Annotated in this window: 17 protein-coding genes; 2 read left to right on the top strand and 15 right to left on the bottom strand. The window is 37.4% G+C overall.

Features of this window, described 5'->3' with window-relative positions; all coding sequences use genetic code 11:
* Positions 1-9 precede the first annotated feature (9 nt).
* Positions 10-1068, top strand: coding sequence for a hypothetical protein (locus PHP31_01210; GenBank protein ID MDD3737899.1), 1059 nt, complete (start codon positions 10-12; stop codon positions 1066-1068).
* A gap of 557 nt (positions 1069-1625) precedes the next feature.
* On the opposite strand, the gene PHP31_01215 is transcribed toward PHP31_01210, so the two are convergent.
* The 15 genes from PHP31_01215 to PHP31_01285 form a co-directional block, all read right to left on the bottom strand.
* Positions 1626-3680 (bottom strand): hypothetical protein, encoded by a 2055-nt coding sequence (locus PHP31_01215; protein MDD3737900.1) that lies wholly within the window; start codon positions 3678-3680, stop codon positions 1626-1628.
* A 61-nt stretch (positions 3681-3741) separates the two neighbouring features.
* Entirely contained in the window at positions 3742-4713 is a 972-nt protein-coding gene (locus tag PHP31_01220; GenBank protein ID MDD3737901.1) for a polyprenyl synthetase family protein, read from the bottom strand.
* 9 nt (positions 4714-4722) lie between these two features.
* Complete coding sequence (gene rfbA, locus PHP31_01225; protein ID MDD3737902.1) at positions 4723-5589, bottom strand: glucose-1-phosphate thymidylyltransferase RfbA; 867 nt, start codon at positions 5587-5589, stop codon at positions 4723-4725.
* A 126-nt stretch (positions 5590-5715) separates the two neighbouring features.
* Entirely contained in the window at positions 5716-6042 is a 327-nt protein-coding gene (locus tag PHP31_01230) for a nucleotide pyrophosphohydrolase (GenBank protein ID MDD3737903.1), read from the bottom strand.
* An 11-nt stretch (positions 6043-6053) separates the two neighbouring features.
* On the bottom strand, positions 6054-6917 hold the full coding sequence (locus tag PHP31_01235) for an AAC(3) family N-acetyltransferase (protein ID MDD3737904.1): 864 nt from the start codon (positions 6915-6917) through the stop codon (positions 6054-6056).
* Positions 6918-6923: 6 nt separating this feature from the next.
* On the bottom strand, positions 6924-7949 hold the full coding sequence (locus PHP31_01240) for a hypothetical protein (GenBank protein ID MDD3737905.1): 1026 nt from the start codon (positions 7947-7949) through the stop codon (positions 6924-6926).
* A 61-nt stretch (positions 7950-8010) separates the two neighbouring features.
* Positions 8011-8247 carry an acyl carrier protein gene (locus tag PHP31_01245; protein ID MDD3737906.1) on the bottom strand — a complete coding sequence of 79 codons (237 nt, stop codon included), beginning with the start codon at positions 8245-8247 and terminating at the stop codon, positions 8011-8013.
* A gap of 9 nt (positions 8248-8256) precedes the next feature.
* The gene (locus tag PHP31_01250) at positions 8257-8916 is read right to left on the bottom strand and encodes a hypothetical protein (protein MDD3737907.1); all 660 of its coding nucleotides are present in this window, start codon (positions 8914-8916) and stop codon (positions 8257-8259) included.
* The gene (locus PHP31_01255; protein MDD3737908.1) at positions 8906-10399 is read right to left on the bottom strand and encodes an AMP-binding protein; all 1494 of its coding nucleotides are present in this window, start codon (positions 10397-10399) and stop codon (positions 8906-8908) included. Before PHP31_01255 ends, PHP31_01250 begins: the two co-directional genes overlap by 11 nt.
* Positions 10400-10417: 18 nt before the next feature.
* Positions 10418-11534, bottom strand: a protein-coding gene (prfB, locus tag PHP31_01260; GenBank protein ID MDD3737909.1) for a peptide chain release factor 2 whose coding sequence is annotated in 2 segments (ribosomal slippage) — positions 10418-11470 and positions 11472-11534 — 1116 coding nt in all. Because the reading frame shifts where the segments join, the coding sequence is not laid out codon by codon here.
* Between the two features lie 9 nt (positions 11535-11543).
* On the bottom strand, positions 11544-12008 hold the full coding sequence (locus tag PHP31_01265; GenBank protein ID MDD3737910.1) for a regulatory protein RecX: 465 nt from the start codon (positions 12006-12008) through the stop codon (positions 11544-11546).
* 7 nt (positions 12009-12015) lie between these two features.
* On the bottom strand, positions 12016-12468 hold the full coding sequence (locus PHP31_01270) for an FKBP-type peptidyl-prolyl cis-trans isomerase (GenBank protein ID MDD3737911.1): 453 nt from the start codon (positions 12466-12468) through the stop codon (positions 12016-12018).
* A 192-nt stretch (positions 12469-12660) separates the two neighbouring features.
* A complete protein-coding gene (locus tag PHP31_01275; GenBank protein ID MDD3737912.1) occupies positions 12661-13350 on the bottom strand; it encodes an NAD-dependent deacylase in 690 nt (229 codons plus the stop codon).
* Positions 13351-13598: 248 nt separating this feature from the next.
* Positions 13599-15266, bottom strand: a complete 1668-nt coding sequence (locus PHP31_01280) for a hypothetical protein (GenBank protein MDD3737913.1) — start codon at positions 15264-15266, stop codon at positions 13599-13601.
* An 801-nt stretch (positions 15267-16067) separates the two neighbouring features.
* Positions 16068-18152 carry a thioredoxin family protein gene (locus PHP31_01285; protein ID MDD3737914.1) on the bottom strand — a complete coding sequence of 695 codons (2085 nt, stop codon included), beginning with the start codon at positions 18150-18152 and terminating at the stop codon, positions 16068-16070.
* A gap of 203 nt (positions 18153-18355) precedes the next feature.
* On the opposite strand from PHP31_01285, the gene PHP31_01290 reads away from it, so the two are divergent.
* Complete coding sequence (locus PHP31_01290; GenBank protein ID MDD3737915.1) at positions 18356-20680, top strand: family 20 glycosylhydrolase; 2325 nt, start codon at positions 18356-18358, stop codon at positions 20678-20680.
* Positions 20681-20747: the final 67 nt, after the last annotated feature.

Below are 20747 nucleotides of genomic sequence, written 5' to 3' on the forward strand. Positions count from 1 at the left end.
ATTAAAGTTGTGAAATTAGTATTAAAAATTTTCTTAGCCATAATTATTATTGCAATTGTGGCTTTCGCCTCTTTGTTGCTGTATTTAAGTGTTACCAAATACAAACCAAGCGAGCAAGAAACCTTGTATATATCCGATGGCGACACCATAACAGTTGATAGCAGCCGCATTTTTAACGTTATGATATGGAATATCGGTTATGCCGGTTTAGACCAAAGCATGGATTTCTTTTACGATGGTGGCAAAAAGGTGCGTCCGACAAAAGAACAATCGGAGCTTAACTTTAATAATATTTTGCAAACCGTGCATGAGTTGGGTAACTCCGCAGACTTTATTCTTTTGCAAGAAGTTGATGAAAAATCGAAAAGGAGTTATAAAACTAATCAGATGAATGAGTTTTGTGTCAATTTCCCTGACCGCTGTAGCAGTTTCGCCCTTAATTACAACGTTAGATTTGTACCCGTACCTGTAAAAAGTCCTATGGGAAGTGTAAAAAGCGGCTTGCTGACCTTAAGCTCAATCACTCCTACAAGCTCTGTCCGTTACTCGTTTCCAAGCAGTTATGGATTCCCTAAAAATTTGGCTATGTTAAATCGTTGTTTTTTAGTAAACAGATACGATCTCAGCAATGGCAAGCAATTGCTGATTATAAATACGCATAATTCTGCTTACGACGATGGCAGCATGAGAAAGCAAGAAATGGATTACCTTAAAACATTTTTGACTTCCGAATATCAGAAAGGTAATTATATTGTCGTTGGTGGCGACTGGAACCAGTGTCCGCCCAACTTCAATTATAAATATACTGATGACGTCTTCGACAGTATAAATAAATTAGATATCCCATCAGACTACCTTCCCGACTGGACTTGGTCATACGACCCATACACTCCAACAAACAGAAGAGTTATAATTCCTTATACAAAAGGCGAAACAGCCACAACAATAATCGACTATTATTTGCTTTCGCCAAATTTAAAATTATTGTCTGTAACCGGTGTTAATAAAGAGTTTGCCTCATCAGACCATAATCCGGTTTTGTTGACGTTTGCATTCGGTGATTGGTGATGGGTGATGGGTGATGGGTGATGGGTGATGCGTGGTGCGGGTTGTCCCGAAGTTTCGGGACGGGTTACGAGTTTCAATAATTTTGTTAAACTGCCGTGTAATAAACGAACTTCACTCTTTTCGTATAGATAATCTATCATAGAAAAAAATATCAATAGCCAAAAACTTTGCTTTAAAAGGACGGCATACATTTCTTCTGAATGAAGTTCGAAATGAATCCTTAGTGAGAACGGGAAGTTCCGAGCTTGCTCGGAAATCACCCGCACGAACTTAGGATTCATGAGAACGTAATTCAGAAAAGAAATGTCAGCCTTGACTTTTTGGTTCTTTTGTGTCAAGACAAAAGAACATAAAAAAGATAGAGACAAAACAGTTTATTTGAAACATTTTAGCCTAATCAAAGCTTTAATTTAAGAAATAAGCATTTTCAGTGCTTCGGTCTTCGGCGCTTCGATACACCTTCGGCACTCAGCGACCTTCAGACACCGAAGCAACTGAAAATGTTGCACCGACCACCAACCACCAACCACCAACCACCAACCACAGACCACTGGTTGCTAATTGCTAATTGCATCAACCGCTGCATCTACCGCATTTAGCAATGGTTCAATAGAAATTTGATTACCGACTGCTTTTTTCATCCATTGTTGTGGAGTAAGTCTGCCTTGGGTGTAAATTCTTTCAAATTCTTTGGCAAAATCTTTACCTACAAAATGCTGACTTAGTTGAAAATCGATAACGTGCCCTATTGGGTAGTAAGACAAATAAAGCGGATAATCAATCATATGCGAATAAATACCCAAGATAGGTTCGTCTTTACCTCCCAAAACATCGGCGTAGTATGAGTTCCAAACGTCTTTTGCAATTCTTACGACAGTTTCTTTAAGCTGTTTTTCGTCGGCGTTGGGATTATCGTAAAGCCATTTCCAAACTTCAATATCTACAAGCGCAACGCCCATAATTTCGTAGCATGACCAGAAATTATCCAAAGCATTTTTATGTTCCGACGATTCGTCTTTAGTTTTAGAACCCAATAATATTTCAAGGTCTCTGTTTTGGAACAAAAATGCTGCAGCTTCGGTAAAGGCATTGTTAGGAACGCCTGACAACATCCAGTACGGCACATCGTTTATGCTTAACGTTTGCTCAACATTATGACCAAACTCGTGAATAGCAATATTATATCCTTTATAATCCATTCCCGTTTCAGCAATACGAGTCCTTAGGTGTGCGTAATCGTTTTTCATAGCTGCACCCCAAGCATGTCCGGAACCGACAGCAGCATCGACTTTTATAAGTTTTGCTATTTCCTGAGCTCTATCTTTTTGCCATCCTAATTTTACAAGAATATTCGGCAAATCCTTTTCAAAAGCTATAGTATTGGGATATTTCGTTTCAGTAATTACCGAAAGCTTAGTTTGGTCTATATTGCTTCTTTCTTTAAAGCCGTCGTACCAAATATCGTAAGGACGCAAATCGCGTTTTAAATCTTGCTTAATAATAGCTGCAACCTTAGCAACTTGCTCAGAAGACAATAGAGATTTAAAGAGTGCTTCGACATCATCTACAGAAATTTCCATAGTTCTGTCAAAATTACGACTAATAAAAGTAGGAGAAGTCGGAGTGTATTTATCTACCGCCGATAATGCCTTAAAATTGTTGAGAAGGTGCATGTATCGAGTGTCGGGTTCGGCTGTGAATGTTTGTTCGGCATCATCGACATAAATTTTATTCGAGAAAGGATTCCACATATATTCGGAACTGTTTATAACTTTCTGCGGAATAGTTTGATAAACAATGTGTTTCATCACTTCGTAAATAGCTTCTTGTCTGTTAAAACCGTTTTCGCTATCGGCGTAGTTGGCTTTTATTTCATCGCGAAGTCCCCAATGAGAAATAAGACTTTTTCCTTGATCGAATATTTTTTCGTTGTTATCATTAATCAGGCAACCCGTATTAATGTTGTAGTTTGAAATGTAAAAATCGCCATTGGCATAGGTTTTAGCAATATTCTGATTTAATTCCGAAGGAATTCGGTAAGTAAACATATCGCCCAAACGAGCGTAAGCCCATTGCTTGGCTGTCCAATTTTCTCCCAATGTGTTTTTTTGCTCTAATGAATAGTTAGGAAAGTTCAGAATACAAACGTGAGCTATCTTGTTTAGATACAAGTCGGAAAACAAATGCGACGATATGTCGAACTCTGAAAAGAGCAAATCTACAGGAAGCGGTTTGTAATTGGAAAGCTGAACAGGTTCTTTTATAAACAAATCGGTTTTGTTGAAATTACCTACAATGGCTTCCATATTGCGGTCTATTCTGTAGAAAAGACTATCCAATTCTACAGGGTCTGTGACGAAGTATTTTTTACAAAATTCCGCAAACTCCTTTTCGGTTCCGTCTTCGCTTGTCCACAGCTGTGCCAATTGGTTTACTCCAATATTGGCTCGTTGCAATGTTGCCTCATCGGCAGATACGGCAATACTATCTATTGTTTGTTCAATAGTTTGTTTTGTAATTTTTGCGATTGAGCCTTTGTCGGTTCCAGTACTACACGAACTAATAAGCACAACAAGGCTTACAATGATTGATAAAAATGTAATTTTTTTCATATGCTAGTATTTTTTAGGTTAATATTAAGAAACTTATATGTTTTTGTGTTTCAACTAATTATTAATACTCACGACTGATAAGGTCGTTGGTCAGATTAATAAAAAATTCTTTATTGTCGTTGCTTAATGATGTATTTTGGAGCTGATTTATTGCTTTTTCCGAATACTTCTCGATAAATTTTTCGGTAACGGATCTTATATCCAAATCGCTGTATATTTGAGTTACCTTTTTGATTTTCTTTGTATCTTCAATTTGAGTGCTCATGTAAATATCAGACAATAACTTTTTGTCCTCGCCAAGTAATTCCAATGCTTTCAGATACACAAAAGTTTTTTTGGCACTCAATATATCGCCTCCGTTGATTTTACCGAATACCGATGTGTTGCTGTATATATCCAAAAGGTCGTCTCTGAGCTGAAAAGCAAGTCCCAAGTTTACTCCAAAATCATAAAGCAGGTTGCAATCGTTTTTGTCGGCATCGGCTATGGTTGCACCAATTAACATACAAGCTCCCAAAAACACCGATGTTTTGAGTCTTATCATGTTTATGTAATCGTCAATGCTTACATTTTCCATGGTTTCAAAATCCAAATCCAATTGCTGTCCTTCGCAAATTTCGATAGCCGTTTTGTTAAACACTTCCACAACAGGTTTAATGTAAGCACTATCAACATTAACCATGCAGTTTGATGCTATCGCAAACATGGTATCGCCGGAAAGTATTGCAATATTCGGGTTCCATTTTTTGTAAACGGTTTCTACACCTCTTCTGATAGGAGCTTTGTCCATAATATCGTCGTGGATAAGTGTAAAATTATGGAAGATTTCCATACCGATAGCCGGATAAATTGCATGTTTCCAATCCTTACCGAAAGCTTCGCAGGTAGCAAGCACAAGAGTCGGACGTAAACGCTTTCCGCCCTGCTCCATAGTATATTTTATGGGTTCGTACAAATTGTGCGGAGTCTCAGGATACTCTAATCTGCTTAAATATTCATTGACATACTGTTGATATTCAGAAAGTTTCAGCATGGTAATATTTTATTTTGTTTTAATTAAGTTAACAAGATACTCACCGTATCCGCTTTTTATAAGTGGTTGAGCTATTTGTTCCAACTTGGCTGCATCTATAAAGCCCATACGATAGGCAACTTCTTCAATACAGCCGATTTTAAGACCTTGCCTGTCTTCGATAATTTGCACAAATTGCGAAGCCTGCATCAGCGATGCAAACGTGCCTGTATCAAGCCATGCCGAACCTCTGCCCAACAAAGCTACTTTAAGTTTGTTATTGTCAAGATAGTGTTTGTTTACGTCGGTTATTTCGTATTCGCCTCTTTTGCTGGGTTTGATGTTTTTTGCTACTTCAACAACAGTATTATCGTAGAAATACAAACCGGGCACAGCATAATTTGATTTCGGATTTGCCGGTTTTTCTTCTATAGAAATGGCTTCCATTTTGTCGTTAAATTCAACAACACCATACCTTTCGGGGTCGTTGACGTGATATGCAAAAACAACACCTCCATCAGGATCAACGCAGCTGCTAAGAGTTTTTTGCAGACTTGTTCCGTAAAATATATTGTCGCCCAAAATAAGGACAACACTATCGTTGCCAATAAACTTTTCGCCTATAACAAATGCCTGAGCAATGCCGTTGGGAACAGCTTGTTCGGCGTATGAAAACGAACAACCTATATCTTCGCCGCTGCCCAAAAGAGCTTTAAAACCCGGTAAATCACGCGGAGTGCTGATAATTAATATTTCGTTTATGCCTGCCATCATCAGTGTTGACAACGGATAGTATATCATTGGCTTGTCGTAAACAGGTATTAATTGCTTACTCAGTGTGAGCGTTATTGGATGTAAACGTGTACCAGCTCCTCCGGCTAAAATTATTCCTTTCATAGTTGGTGTTTTTGTATTATAAACTGTTTTATTTCGGACTACAAAGTTATAATTATTTTAACTTATTCTGAAATTTAAAATATTGTTTTAAAGTTTATTACGTTTGCAAACTACTGATAGTTCGGCTTATAACAACTTCGGATTGTTTTTGTGGCGCGTGCTGTCGCGTTTGGTTTTCTTGTCGAAGTTTTTTTCTATGGCATCTTCCAAATTAATATCACACTGATTTGCAATACAAGTCAAGACAAACAAAACATCTGCTATTTCGTCTGCTAAATTCAAATCAGCATCGGATTGTTTGCAACTTTGCTCACCGTATTTTCTGGCGACAATTCTAGCCATTTCGCCGACTTCTTCCATCAATATTACCGTATTTGTCAGCTCCGAGTAATATCTTACTCCATATTCTTTTATCCATTTATCGGTTTTAGTTTGAAGTTCATCTAAGGTCATAATTCTGTTTTTTACTGATTATATATTGTTATGTTTTGTTTGCTTAGCTCGACAAGTTTGTCGAAAAGCGGTTTACAATCGGCTCTGAAAAATCTGTTGGATTTTATAGTTATATTTTGGCAAATTTCGGGTTCGATATTGGTGTTGACAAACTTACGTATATCGAAATTGCTGATGTTTTTGCTGGCAACAAGAGTTTTAACCTTCATTTCTTCGGAATTGTACCCAATAACTGTTGCATCGTATATCTTTTCATTGCGAGTTTTGAATGGAAATTCCGATTTTAAAACATCTTCGGGACAATGAATAAATGACATAAACGTTGCATCGACGCCAATTCCAATGGTTTTGCCGTTGCTGACTACAAGTTTGTATAAAGGACTTTCGGTTCCGCAAGGATAAATATCATTGTGATGAGTATTTACAAAATAATCAGCTTTACTACCTATGGCAACAATACTGTTGGTAGGGTGCAGACTGCGTTTTGCTTCGGGATGCCGCCTTGCCAATTCGCTGAGCATACCCATTACCGAAGGCGATTTCCTCACATCGAAAACGGTATTGGCTTCCAATAATTCTTCCGCTCTTTTGGTAGAATGCCAACAAGGAAACAATAATGCACCTTCTTTTCCAACAATTTCGAGCAATAAGTTCAATATTTCCAAAGGATTGCAAGTGGTTTTCAAAAAATCCATTGAGCTGTGTATCAGCACATGGTCGCCTTTTTGCAACTTTAAAGTGTTGATTAATATATCTTTAAGTTCGTCATAGCTAAGTGGCTCGTACTTACTGCTCTGCCTTGTACGATATATTTTTCTGATTTTAATAAACCACTTTTCGGGAAGAATTTTATACAAAAATCGTGTTATTTGCATTGCGTTTTATAAATCTTTAAAGGTTGTAAACTCGGCTTCGGGGTACTCTTCTCTAACCTGAGAAATGAATTTTTTCATCAAATAAAAACTCCTTTCATTCATAGACTTAGGATGCGAACAACTTGAAATTATTATTTCGCTGTTTTTTTTGTGTTTTTTTATTTGATATTCTAAAATTTTTAGGTTGTAAGTATCTGAATACGTGTAATTGTCGAAAGTTAGCATTCGGTTTGCCAACTTCATTTTTATTTTTTCGCCAAGTGTGGGACTGTAATTTTGATGTATCATAGTGCCGTGTACAGAACCCTTTTGTTTTGAAAATTTGAGTTTTAAAGCTGTTGGCACTTCAAAAAGTTTTTTCGGAATTGTGGCGATGGGAATTTCCCTTATTCCCGATTGATTATTAACTCTGAAATTTCCGGATTCATCGATTAACCAAGTTTGCGATTTGGGATATTTTCGGAAGTCAACAGTTGAAATCTGCGAAGCAAAATAATAACCCAGAGCAATTGAGCTGTCGTATTTTATGCCGTTTTCTATCAGCGATTTGAAAATCAGGTCTGATGCAGGCTCAATATTATAACCGCCGGCACGATAGGCAATAATTTTATGATTGGCGTCGGCTTGTTGAGTTATTTGCGACAACAATTTGTGCGACAAAGTAATTATTTCGGAAATACTATACTCTTTATCGTTTGCAAAATCGCTTAATGAAAAATCAGTTGAGTAAAGGACTTTTCCGTTTTCAAAACTGCTTGTAAGCCAATGCGGATGCACATGCAACTGCACATCGTGGTTTTGCTTTATAGCGTTTTCTATTTGCTCAACATAAGGTTGGTAAAAGCCGTTGTAGTCCCATTGCTTGAACTTGTAAGCCGACAAAATATCTGCAAACAAAGTTATAGGCACGTTTTCTTGCTCCGCTATATTTAACAGATTGTCAGTCGGATTAAAAAGTGCTTGCGCATAATCGGTACGCAGTTCGCCCAAAGGCAACTCGTAATCGAAAGTAAGCAAAATTTTAATTTTCATCTGTTTATAATTTTGTCGGTGCAAATTCTCTTTTTCCGGCGTTGAACTTTTGCCAAGCTATTTATTTTTTCTTTTCAATAATCGAAACTAATTTAGCAATGTCGGATATTTCGACCAACTCAGTAAGCGAAAACTCAATTCCAAATACTTCCTCAACTTCGGTAATAATTTGAGCATGAGTCAGCGAATCCCAACCATTAATGGTTTCGGGTGTGTCAGTCAGACTAATTTTCAGATTCTTATTCTTTAAAATCTTTACAAAAATTTCGTTGATTTTTTCTAAAATATTGTTCTCCATACGTTTTTGTTATAATTCGATCTCTAATAGTAAACGAGAATTTCCATTGTAATATTCTGCCACCTTCGGATTATTATCGGTAATTTTTCCAATAATTTTCATTCCTGCTTTTTGCATGGCTCTGACCGAAATCACATTTTCTTCGATAATATATCCGTGCATCTTTTCCGCTCCCAAATGCTTCAATCTATTAATGTGATAATCGACAAACATTTTGGGTAAATTGTGTCCTCTAACTTCGGGTTCAATGTACATGTACTCTAATTGTATAACGTTTGGCACGCGTTTAAACGAAAGATTTTCAACGTCGCCGATGTTCTTGTAAAAAACGTTCATTTTTTCTTTAGAAAAGCCCTTTTTAAAAGCATTTATTTTGAGCATTGAAGACGAAATGCCTGCAATACCTTCGACCCAAGCTCCGCAACAAGCTACGCTTTTATTGTTTTGCACGGCAATACCGTAAGAGTCCATCGAAAATTCGTAGTTGGGTAAATTAATTTCCAAAATGGCGACAAGAAAATCGTAAAATTCGGCTTCGCTGATTTCAAACAGTCTGCAATAACTGACAGTCGCTCCCATTCCCTTTTCAGCATTGATAATAACTTTGGCTATAAACGGAATATCGTTTTTGTTGGCAGGTCGGATTGTTATTTCGTTGTTATTTGTCATTTGCAGTGTCAGCTAAAGTTTTCTTTAAGTATTTCCTGTCGATTTTGCCGTTAAGGTTATAAGGCATTTCATCTAACAGTTCTATTTTTTTGGGAACCATGTATTTAGGCAGGTTTTCGCCCAAAAAACTTATAAAATCGTCTTCATTGTACAAATTGGCATCGGCAACAATAGCCAAAGCAATAATTTTATTTTCGCCTTGTTCGAGGCAAACGGCAGCGGCTTGCTTGATACTTTTATGTTTTAAAGCCGCATGCTCAATTTCTCCCAACTCAATTCTGTAACCTTGTATTTTTATTTGCGAATCGTTTCTGCCGACAAAAAAGTAATCGCCTTGCTCGTCTTTAAAAACTAAATCGGCAGACTTGTAATAAAAAGTATCGTCGATTGTAGTAAACTGCTCTTCATCAGCATTATTCAAATACGATTTAACAGTCTGATTTCCACTTATATACAGTTCGCCTAAATTGTCGTCATCAGTATTATGAATGTAAAATTTGGTGTTTTCAAAAGGTTTACCTATGCACACAATATCGTTGTATTGCTTAGTGTTATTGGGTTGGCAGTAGTACGAAGTGCAAAAAATTGTTGCTTCGGTTGGTCCGTACAGATTCCATATTTTGGCTTTGGGAACGCAGTTTTGCCATTTTTGTATCTGACTTGCCGACAAAGCTTCGCCACAAAAAAACCAATGCTCAACCTCGGGTAAACTAATGCGATTAAAATACGGCATCAACAAGGTTATAAACGAAGGTACGGTTAGTACATGCGTTATTTTGTTGGTCATTATTGAGTTGATGGCAACCAAGTTTTTTATAGCACCGCTGTCGCTGATGTATAAAGAAGCTCCGGCTATAAACGGTATCAAAAAAGAAAACACCGACAAGTCGAAGGTTAAATCAAAGACTTGCAGAAATTTAGACTTTGAGCTTATATCCCATGGTTGACTAAAAACAATATCCACAAAGGAATTCAAATTTTCGGGATAAATAGGAACTCCTTTAGGAATGCCGGTTGTGCCGGAAGTAAACAAAATATAAACCGGATTGTTTGAAAAAGTAATATCAAGCTCATCTTCCAATTTGTTTTGACCTTCAAGTTTTAAAATCAATTTGCTAATCAGCTCATTTTCAGATAAGTCAGTATCAGGAGAGCAAAAAATATGTTTTATATCAGTTTGGTCGATAATGTGTTTATTCCTCTCAACAGGATGCGTGGGTTCTATTGGGATATACGTAATTCCGCTGATAATGCAGGCAACAATAGCGCTGTAAGTATAAAAATCGTGGTGATTGATAATGCCTAATTTGTCGGAGATATTGTTTTGTTTGAATAAACCACTATACTTTGAAATCTGAATTTTAAATTCGTTGTAGGTATATGCACGTTCGGGAGTAACAATAGCAATGCTATCGCTGCCGCTGTTGATTGAGTTTATCAACGACAGTTTAAATTTACAGTTTGCTATATCAGGTTTTTCCAAAACAATAAAAATTATAGGTTAATAATTGCTCCCAAATTGCATCAAATACGATTTTAGGAATTGGTTTATATCGCCGTCAAGCACTTCGCTTGCATTAGTCGCTTCGGTTCCTGTTCTGTGGTCTTTAACAAGTTTGTAAGGATGTAGCGTATAACTTCTGATTTGCGAGCCCCACTCTATTTTCTTTTTGTTTCCCTCAATTTCCATTTGTGCCTCTTTTTGTTTTCGGAGCTCAATTTCGTACAGCTGCGATTTAAGCATTTGTATAGCTTTTTCTCTGTTTTGAACTTGCGAGCGTGTAACTTGGCATTCCACAACAATTCCCGTTGGGTGGTGATGAAGTCTGACTGCAGTTTCCACCTTGTTAACATTTTGTCCGCCCGGACCGCTACTTCTAAACGTATCCCACGAAATATCGGCAGGATTGAGCTGTATATCTATGTTTTCATCTACAACCGGATATACATAAACCGAAGCAAAAGAAGTGTGCCTGCGTTTATTAGCATCAAAGGGAGAAATTCTGACAAGTCTGTGCACTCCATTTTCTCCTTTTAAGTATCCGAAAGCATGGTCGCCGCTTATCTCTATCGTTACTGACTTAATACCTGCAACATCGCCCTCGTTGATGTCTAATTCTGTCAACTTGTAATCGTTTCTTTCTGCCCAACGCGAGTACATTCGCAACAGTATTTCAGCCCAATCCTGACTTTCGGTTCCGCCCGCTCCCGAATTTATTTGTATTATTGCATCCAACTCGTCTTCAGTTCCCGAAAGCATGTTTTTAAGCTCCAAATCTTCTATTTGAGATAATAATTTGTTGTATAAGCTCTCAACTTCTGCATATTCTTCGGATTGCTCATGTTCTTGGTCGCTTATTTCGGCTTTAACCAATTCAACCAAAACCGATAAATCTTCAAAATTGCTATATGCCTCCTGATACGGCTCTGTCCACGATTTTTTTCTTTGAATTGATTTCAGGATTGTTTCGGCTTTCTTGGTATCATTCCAAAAATCGGCTGAACGCGTTATTGCTTCCTCTTCCGAAATTTCTGTAAGCTTTTTATCGATGTCAAAGATACCTCCTCAACGCATCTAAGCGTTCTTTTGCTTCTTTTATTTGGTCGGATGTTATCATATTATGGTTTTAAAACATTTTTTCAATATTATCAATAATTGCGTCTAACTCAAAACCCTTGCTCAATAAGTACGATATGGTTTTGTTTCGGACATCGGCAGAGTCAAGTTTTTTGCTCTCAACAGATTTTATTTTTCCCTTCGCCAAACGCAGTATGCACTCGTTGTATTCGGCTTCGTTTATCTTTTCCAATTCTGCATCAACGGTTTTACTATCAAAGCCCTTGGTTATCAGACTGTATTTTATTTTTGTCTTTCCCCACTTATTGTTTGCAAACTTTCCGCTAACATAAGAACTTATATAACGGCTGTTGTTTATGTATCCCTCATCTGTCAATCTGTCTAATATTTTTTTATGTAACTTATCTTCAACTTTCCATTCAATAAGTTTCTTTTTAACGTCAAATGTGCACCTTTCGGCGTAAGAGCAATATTTTGTCGCTCTGTAATATGTTTTGTCGAAGTTTGCCTCCATTTACAAATTAGTAAAATTCAACAAGTTCTATGTCGAAAATCAGGACGGAGTTTTTAGGAATTTTGGGTTTTTCGTTAACTCCATATCCCAAACTTGAAGGAATAAAAAGTTTAATTTTCCCGCCTACGCCTATAAGCTGAACTCCTTCGCTAAAACCTCTGATAGTATTATTAAGAGTAAGACTTACCGGCGAGTCCGATGTCTTGTCAAAAAAAGTGCTATCTAAAAGCATTCCGGTGTATTTAACTCTAACCAAGGAATTGTGCATAGGATGCATATCGTTCCCAGGCTCTTCTATAAAGTAATACAAACCGCTATTGCTACGAGTTGCGTTGATATTGTGTTCGGTAATATATTCCTTGATTTTAGCCTCATCAATAGCGTCGTAGTCGGGGTTTTCGGGGTCGCAGGCAACAAATGCCAATGCTACTATTAGTAAATAAAACAGATGCCTTCTCATGTATATTGCTTGTTTTTTTATGTATTGTTAATCATCGATTGGCAAATTTAACAAAATCATATTATTAGATATTGATTAACATAAAAAAGAAAAATTATTTTGAAAATTTAAGACACAACAACCGATGATATTGTGCAACAACAAACATTTACAAAGTTTCCAAATCCGGTTAACAAATGCAGATTATGTTTTTTAAGCATTTTCCAAAAGCTCATCGACTAGCTTTGGTGTGGCTGTGCCGGCTTTATCTGCAATTATATTTAAATTAGAAACACCGCTAACATTACTTGCTTTCGGGTCGATATAATATTTGGGGATATCACGTTTGGCATAATGTATAAGCGATGCAGCCGGATATACGACCATTGAAGTTCCTATAATAATCACTATATCTGCTTTTTCAACGATATTGGCAGCTTTAACGAGCATAGGTACGGCTTCGCCAAACCAAACTATGTGCGGTCTGAGCTGATAGCCCTTTTCGCACTTGTCGCCTATTTTCAAACCTTCTATCGGGTACGGATAAATCAAATCGTCGTACTCCGACGACCTTGCTTTGGTTATTTCGCCATGTAAATGTAAAACTCTGCTCGAACCGCCTCTCTCGTGCAAATCGTCGATGTTTTGAGTAATTACATCGACGGTATATTTTTGCTCCAACTTTTTAAGAGCCAAGTGAGCTGCATTAGGTTCGGCTGCTCTTATTTGGTCGTATCTTTCGTTGTAGAATTTAATAACCAATTCGGGATCTCTCAGCCAAGCATCGTATGTTGCTACATCTTCTACACGATAGTTTTCCCACAAACCATCGCTATCTCTAAAGGTACGAATACCACTCTCGGCACTAACACCGGCTCCTGTTAATATTACTATTCTTTTCATAGTTACGATTTTTTCTTTCAAAGGTACACAATTTTTTGGTTTCACAGTACCTAAAATGGGATAAAAAGTTTTAAAATTGCCATTAGCTGTTAGCTATTAGCCGTTGGCTATTAGCCATTAGCTTATGTTTACTTAGCCAAAAGCTAACAGCCAATAGCCGATAGCTAACTTTATCCGACAGCAAAGAAAAAAAATCGAAGTCGAATTATTAAAATCCAACTCCGATTTGATTTATAAGTTTAAATCTATTATTTGTTTCTGCCAGCTGACGAAACCGTTCTGCTTCTGCTAGCTTCCGATTTTTTATTAGATGTATTGCTATCGTCGCGTTTTACAGTATTACTTCTGCTAGATGAACTCACTTTGTCTTGTGTTCTTTGTGAAGATTGACGTGACACTTTGCTCGTTTCTGCCTTAGCAGTACTTCCCTCGTTCCTTGTTCTAACACTGCTGCTTTGTTTATTGTTATCGCGACTGCCAGTACCAACCTTGCTTGTATTACCTTTTTCTCTTTCGCGAGATACATTTTTTGGTGTAGACCTTTCTTTTCTTGAATCAACTTTCGTATTGGGACGACTTTCTCTTTCAGGAGTAGCTTTTCTAGGACTTACTCTGTCGTTTCTAGTGTCAACTTTTCTTTCGGGTGTGCTTACTCCAGTGTTGTTACGACCCTCTCTTTCAGGAGTATCTTTTCTTGGACTGACTCTGTCATTGCTTGTATCAACCTTTCTTTCAGGTGTGCTTACTCCGGTATCGGTGCGACTTTCTCTTCTCGGGGAAACGTTGTCCGGTCTGGCTCTGTCGGTTCTGTTATCAACTTTTCTGTCGGGAGAAACTGTCGGTTTGCTACCATCGCGACCTGCAGAATTGACTCCTGTGTTGGTACGACCGTCTCTTTCACGAGCTACGTTTTCAGGTCTTACTCTCACATCTTTTGAGTGGAATCTGGAGTCGTGTTTGCTATCTTGTCTGCCGACATTGTCGCGTCCAGCAGAGCTAACATTCGTAGAGCCTCTCAAATCTTTTCTATCTACTACATTGGTTGGTCTTGCTTGAGTATCAGCTTTTTCAACTCTTGGACGATAGACAGATACAGTATTGTTTGAAACAACTTCTTCAGTTTTTCTGTTAACATCTACTACACTTTTTTCTCTAACTTTTCCTTGGTAATGGTATTCTACATCGCTAACACGTGGACCGTAGTACCAGCCATCGTCATATCCTTCTTTGTATCCACTGTTGTAGCCATGGTCATACCCACGGTCGTAACCTCTGTTGTAGCCTCTATTGTAGCCTCTTCTGTAACCCTTGTCATAGCCGTATACGTAGCCGTCGTCGTAACCGTTGTTATACACATACACATTGTTGATTATAGTAATTCTATTTACAACAACCCTTCTGTCGTATATGTAATTGTTCCAGTTGTATGAGTAAAAGTGTCTTTTAGGAACGAAAGTCCACCAAGACGAAGGAGCGTTCCAACTCACAGTAATTGAAACGTTTGGTCCCATTGGAGCCCAGCCGTAGCAATTTCTGTAGGTTCCCCAGGTAACCCATGCAGGAGCCCATTCATATCCGGGAATCCACATCCAACCTAAGTAGTCGTCGTAAAACCAACGACCATAGTGGAATGTAGCCCAACCCCATTTGTAATCGGAAATCCACATCCAACCGTAAGGTGTGTTTTCCCAGTATCCGTCAGTCGCGTACGGTTGGAAGTAGTCGTACCTGTCGAACCAGGGACGCCATACGTAACCGTAATCGTAGGTGTAAACCCAATCGCCGTAAGGAGATAAATCATTATAAAAAGTTTGGAATGTAATTCCTCCGTCCATTCTTTGTGCTTGAACTTCACTTTGAAAAGCACTAACCGACAGGGCGAAAATAATTGCTATTGTTATTACTATCTTTTTCATGGCTCTATATTTTATTAAGTTAAACCTTTATTTTATTAGTATTACAACATATATGTTATTAAGTTTAAAACAAAGTATGTGCCAAAGTTTTATTTTCTGAAAAGTATTTTGACAAAATTAAAATTAATTTTAACGAAAGTTGCATTGACTTACAACTAACAAGTTCAAAATTTACAGTTTCAATTTTGAATGCATTTTTAAAAATAATCATTTACAGTTTCAATTTTGTTTCTTTCATTTTCTTTGCTTGTCCAAAGAAAACGAAACAAAAGAAAAGACACTTTTTACAAGGAATTTTTTATTGCCTAAAGGCAATAAAAACCGTATAAAAGAAACTAAATTTCTTACAGGGATTCAGAATTTTTAACGTTTCTTTTATACATATTCTGCGTAAAAAGGATATTAAACGAATGAAATTTTATCCCGCCTGCTTTGGCAAAGCAATCGTAAGTTGGCGATTTTGTTAAGCTGTTTTGTAATAAATTAACTTCACTCTTTTCGCGTGAGTAATCTGTAAAGTAACAAAACACAATAGCCAAAAATTTTGCTTTAAAACAAGGATGGCATACATTTCTTCTGAATGAAGTTCGAAATAAATCCTTAGTGAGAACGGGAAGTTCCGAGCTTGCTCGGAAATCACCCGCACGAACTTTGGATTTATGAGAACGAAATTCAGAAAAGAAATGTCAGCCTTGACTTTTTGGTTCTTTTGTGTCACCCGAGAACCGTATTAACGGTTCGAGAGCATTGAGTTCCTTTAAAAATAATACGGAACGAAATAACACAAAAGAACGTAAAAACCTAATTATGCCTTTTGTTGTAATTCTCGGCTCCTCTATCTAAGAAATCTATAAACTCATTTATATTGAGATTGTATGCTCTTGGCTCAACCATTAGGGTTCTATCCGAATCTAAAATCAGATAATATGGCTGAGCATTGGAACCGAATTGCTTAATTTGTATTTCTGCGTTCTTCTTACCCAATAGTTTGATAAGTCTGCCATCTTCATTGGTGTACCATTCGCTTTCGGGCAATTCAATACTTTTATCATCAACGTAAAGAGCCACAATCACAAAGTTTTCGCGTAGTCGCTTCAGCACCTTAGGATCGCTCCACACCCTATTTTCCATCTCTCTGCAGTTGGTACATCCAAATCCCGTAAAATCAACAAACAAAGGCTTGTTCAACTCTTTTGAAACTCTTAGAGCTTGCTCCAAATCGAAGTAACCTTTTAAGCCGTGAGGCAATTTAAACTTCGTGTTTTTGCCATATAAAGGTTCTTCGGTAATATTGTAACTAATAGTTGAACCTCCACCGGAGTTTTCGCGGACAATTGTGGATATGTCAAAATCTTGCGTTTCCATAGGTGGTAGCCAGCCAGAAATTCCTTTCAACGGAGCTCCCCAAAGTCCTGGAATTAAATATACAACAAAAGCAAATGTTGCTATAATAAGCATCAAACGTGGAAAAGATTTGATGACAGGGTAATCGCTGTCGTGCGGAAATTTGATTTTTCCTAACAAGTAGAAACCCATCATGGTAAATACAACAATCCAAAGACCTATATATATTTCGCGGTCTAGTATTCCCCAGTGATAAGTCAAGTCGGGAACGCTTAAGAATTTTATTGCAAATGCCAATTCAATAAAGCCGATTACAACCTTAACCGTATTAAGCCAACCACCTGATTTGGGTAGTTTTTCCAACCAACTTGGGAAATATGCCAATAATGTAAAAGGAATTGCAAAAGCTAATGAAAAGCCGAGCATTCCAATAATAGGTTTCAAAATTTGTCCGCCAACGGCTTGCACAACAACCACTCCAACAATAGGACCTGTACAACTGAATGACACCAAAACTAAGGTCAATGCCATAAAAATAGTTCCTATTATACCACCCTTTTCTTCGGCTGCCACCGATTTGTTCACTAACTTCGACGGCATTCGTATTTCAAAATACCCGAAAAAGGAAGCAGCGAAAACAACAAATATTAAAAAGAATAGTATGTTAGGTATCCAGTGCGTACTTAGCCAGTTGCCGAAATCGGCTCCAAATAAAACAGCTATCAATACGCCAAAAATTACGTATATTAATATTATTGATATACCGTAAACCGTAGCTTGTAATTTACCTCCGCTTTTCATAAAAAACGACACCGTCATGGGTATCATTGGGAAAACGCAAGGTGTTAGTATAGCCAAAAGCCCCCATGCAAACGACTGTGCAAAAAACCACCACAAGGATTTATTTTCGCCTGTAAAAGCATCTGCTGTGTATTCTTCGTGTACATCTAATTGGTCTTCTTCTACTTCAGCACCTTGTTCGGCAACTGCTACTGTATCGGATTCAACATCGGCTTCAGCTGTAGCATCAATGACAAGTGCCTGAGTACCAACCTTCTTGCTTCCCGGAAGCGAAAAGCTAAACGATTTTACATCTAAAATACAGGATTTGTCGTCGCAAACCTGACATTCAACTTCTCCGGTAATTGTAAAAGGTTTGTTGCTAAGCATTTTAACCTTTTGTTTGAATACGGCTTTATCGGAAAAAAACTTAAGGTTCATTTCCATCTGCTCGTCGTATTCTTCTTCGGCGTGAGGTTCCGAAGCCTTACCTATTAAAGAATAAGTGCCGGCTTTGTCGAACATGAACAATGTCGGACGCGGACCATCGGGTATAACTTCCTGCGAATAAATGTGCCACTTGTCGTCGATAGTTGCCGTGAAAATTAACTCTGCAACCGAATCGTTTATAATTTTAGTTGAATACGACCATTTTACGGGTTCTAGAATTTGTCCGAAAAGTGAGCCTGAATAAATTGATAATAGCGATAAAAAAAGTACAAACGTTTTTCCTTTTCTTAGTAAATAAGCCAAATAATTCATACGTTTTTAATGTTTTATAAATTTTTGCAAAAGTAATGTATTTGATTAAAAAAGGAACTTTATATCAAAAATTCTTAATGTTTTTTAGAATATTAAGGTTTTTCGCCTTGCAAAAAATGTGATGTTTTTTTGTTATTACAAAATTTATACCTTTGTTAAAATGCAAATTACATCAAGATTATAAACAAGTTAAACACTCAGATATGAAAAAAACACATTTAATTTTATTAATAATGGCTACTATTGGCGTACTAACCTTTTCGTGCAGTAATAAAACAAACGAAGCCGACTACGGAATAATTCCGCTTCCCAACGAAATTAGCCTACAAGAAGGTAAAGAATTTATTTTAAACCCGAAAACTAAAATTGTTTACTATCAGGAGCAAGAAGAGATGAAGCAAGATGCTTTGTTTTTGTCTGAATACATTAAAAATCTTTTAGGATTTGCCCCGGATGTTACGACAAACTCAAGCGGTACAAACGAAATTATTATCAAGTCGGAACTTCAAAACGAAAACCCCGAAGCATACGAACTTTCGGTAAATTCGGAACAAATTATTATTAACGGTAGCAGTCCTGCCGGCGCTTTCTACGGCATTCAGACTTTGCGAAAGTCTCTTCCAATATGTAAAGGCAACGCAGCACTTAAACCTGTTACTATAAAGGATTATCCCCGATTTAAACACCGCGGTGCTTTGTTAGACGTTGCCCGACACTTCCAAACTGTAGATTTTGTTAAAAGATTTATAGATATTTTGGCTCTTCACAATATGAATACTTTTCATTGGCATTTGACCGACGACCAGGGCTGGCGTATTGAAATCAAACAATACCCGAATTTGACTACAATTGGTTCCGTTAGGAGCGAAACCGTTATCGGCAGAAACACCGACGAGTACGACGGAATTGAGCATAAAGGGTTTTACACTCAGGAAGAATTGAGAGATATTGTAAAGTATGCCCAAGATCGCCACATAACAATTATTCCTGAAATTGACCTTCCGGGACATATGCTTTCAGCCTTAGCATCTTATCCTCAATTGGGTTGCGATGGCGAAGGTTATAAAGTTAGCACGCGTTGGGGCGTATTTGAAGATGTGCTTTGTGCCGGCAACGACGAAGTTTATGTTTTCTTGAAAAATGTTTATAAGGAAGTGATGGATATTTTCCCTTCAAAATATATACATATTGGCGGAGACGAAGTCCCTAAAACAAAGTGGGAGACCTGCGAAAAATGTCAGGCTAAAATTAAAGAATTGGGTATAAAAGGTGATAAAAACCACAGTGCAGAATATTACCTGCAAAGTCATATTATGACGTACATGGAAGAATTTTTGAACGAAAACAACCGCAGTATTATTGGTTGGGACGAGATTTTGGAGGGAAAAATTGCACCAAACGCTACTGTTATGTCGTGGCGAGGTACTGAAGGCGGCATTGAAGCTGCAAAAATGGGACACGACGTTATTATGACACCCACTACTTACGCCTACTTCGACTACTACCAAAGCTCAATAACCGAAGAAGAACCATTGGCTATTGGCGGATATATTCCTATCGACCTTGTTTACTCTTTTAATCCTACGCCTGATGTCCTTTCCGAGTCTGAAAAGAAACATATATTAGGTGCACAAGCTAATCTTTGGGCTGAATACATCAGCACGCCGCAATACGCCGAATATATGCTTTTGCCCCGTTTAGCCGCCATGAGCGAAGTGCAATGGACAGAGCTTGAACATAAAGATTACAACGATTTCTTAAAACGATTGCCCAAATACATTAATTTGTACGAACACTTTGGATATACTGTGGCTAAACATGTTTTTAATATTAAAAGCGATACAAAAATTGATTTTGAAAATTATGCTCTAATAATAAAACTATCAACTATCGACGATTGTAAGATTTACTACACTACCGACGGAACAGAACCCACCGACAAATCAACTTTGTACGAAGGTGAAATTACCATTAAAGATACATGTACCATAAGGGCTGTTGCTATCGATAAAAACGGCAAAAAAAGATATTGGCAAAAAGAAATAACAACCAATAAAGCAACTTTTAAACCAATAACTTTATTGACTGAACCCGACAGCAGATATACTTACGCCGGAGCTGAAATGTTGGTAAACGGCGTTAGCTCCGACATTATAAACTACAAAAACGGCGATTGGATAGGATTTCAAGAAAACGACCTTGTAGCCGTTATTAATTTGGGCAGCCCTACTTTGGTAAGCAATGTTGCCTTTAAAAACCTTGTTAATACCGGAGATTGGATTTTTGATGCTGCCGAAATAATCATTGAAAAATCGGATAACAATTCTGATTTTACCAATGTTAGAACTGAAATACTACCTAATAAGTACGCTTCTCATAAAATTGAACTTGTTAATCATAATATTAGTTTTGACCCAATTACAACGCAGTATCTAAAAATAACTATCAAACCTAATATACTTCCCGAGTGGCACAAAGGAAGCGGCAAAAGAGCTTTCATTTTTGTTGATGAAATTGGGGTTGATTAACATAATTATTTGTTTCTAAGTAGAATTGTTATATTTGTTGCTTGAAATTAGTTAGAAGTCAGAGGTT

The organism is Lentimicrobiaceae bacterium (genome assembly GCA_028697555.1).
In the GTDB taxonomy this organism is placed as follows: domain Bacteria; phylum Bacteroidota; class Bacteroidia; order Bacteroidales; family UBA4417; genus UBA4417.

Coding starts and splice junctions, on each gene's coding strand:
- PHP31_01235 (MDD3737904.1), bottom strand. CDS start 6,917: ATGCAAATAACACGATTTTTGTATAAAATTCTTCCCGAAAAGTGGTTT.
- PHP31_01285 (MDD3737914.1), bottom strand. CDS start 18,152: ATGAATTATTTGGCTTATTTACTAAGAAAAGGAAAAACGTTTGTACTT.
- PHP31_01220 (MDD3737901.1), bottom strand. CDS start 4,713: ATGCTGAAACTTTCTGAATATCAACAGTATGTCAATGAATATTTAAGC.
- rfbA (MDD3737902.1), bottom strand. CDS start 5,589: ATGAAAGGAATAATTTTAGCCGGAGGAGCTGGTACACGTTTACATCCA.
- PHP31_01250 (MDD3737907.1), bottom strand. CDS start 8,916: ATGACAAATAACAACGAAATAACAATCCGACCTGCCAACAAAAACGAT.
- PHP31_01290 (MDD3737915.1), top strand. CDS start 18,356: ATGAAAAAAACACATTTAATTTTATTAATAATGGCTACTATTGGCGTA.
- PHP31_01230 (MDD3737903.1), bottom strand. CDS start 6,042: ATGACCTTAGATGAACTTCAAACTAAAACCGATAAATGGATAAAAGAA.
- PHP31_01280 (MDD3737913.1), bottom strand. CDS start 15,266: ATGAAAAAGATAGTAATAACAATAGCAATTATTTTCGCCCTGTCGGTT.
- PHP31_01275 (MDD3737912.1), bottom strand. CDS start 13,350: ATGAAAAGAATAGTAATATTAACAGGAGCCGGTGTTAGTGCCGAGAGT.
- PHP31_01245 (MDD3737906.1), bottom strand. CDS start 8,247: ATGGAGAACAATATTTTAGAAAAAATCAACGAAATTTTTGTAAAGATT.
- PHP31_01265 (MDD3737910.1), bottom strand. CDS start 12,008: ATGGAGGCAAACTTCGACAAAACATATTACAGAGCGACAAAATATTGC.
- PHP31_01240 (MDD3737905.1), bottom strand. CDS start 7,949: ATGAAAATTAAAATTTTGCTTACTTTCGATTACGAGTTGCCTTTGGGC.
- PHP31_01270 (MDD3737911.1), bottom strand. CDS start 12,468: ATGAGAAGGCATCTGTTTTATTTACTAATAGTAGCATTGGCATTTGTT.
- PHP31_01215 (MDD3737900.1), bottom strand. CDS start 3,680: ATGAAAAAAATTACATTTTTATCAATCATTGTAAGCCTTGTTGTGCTT.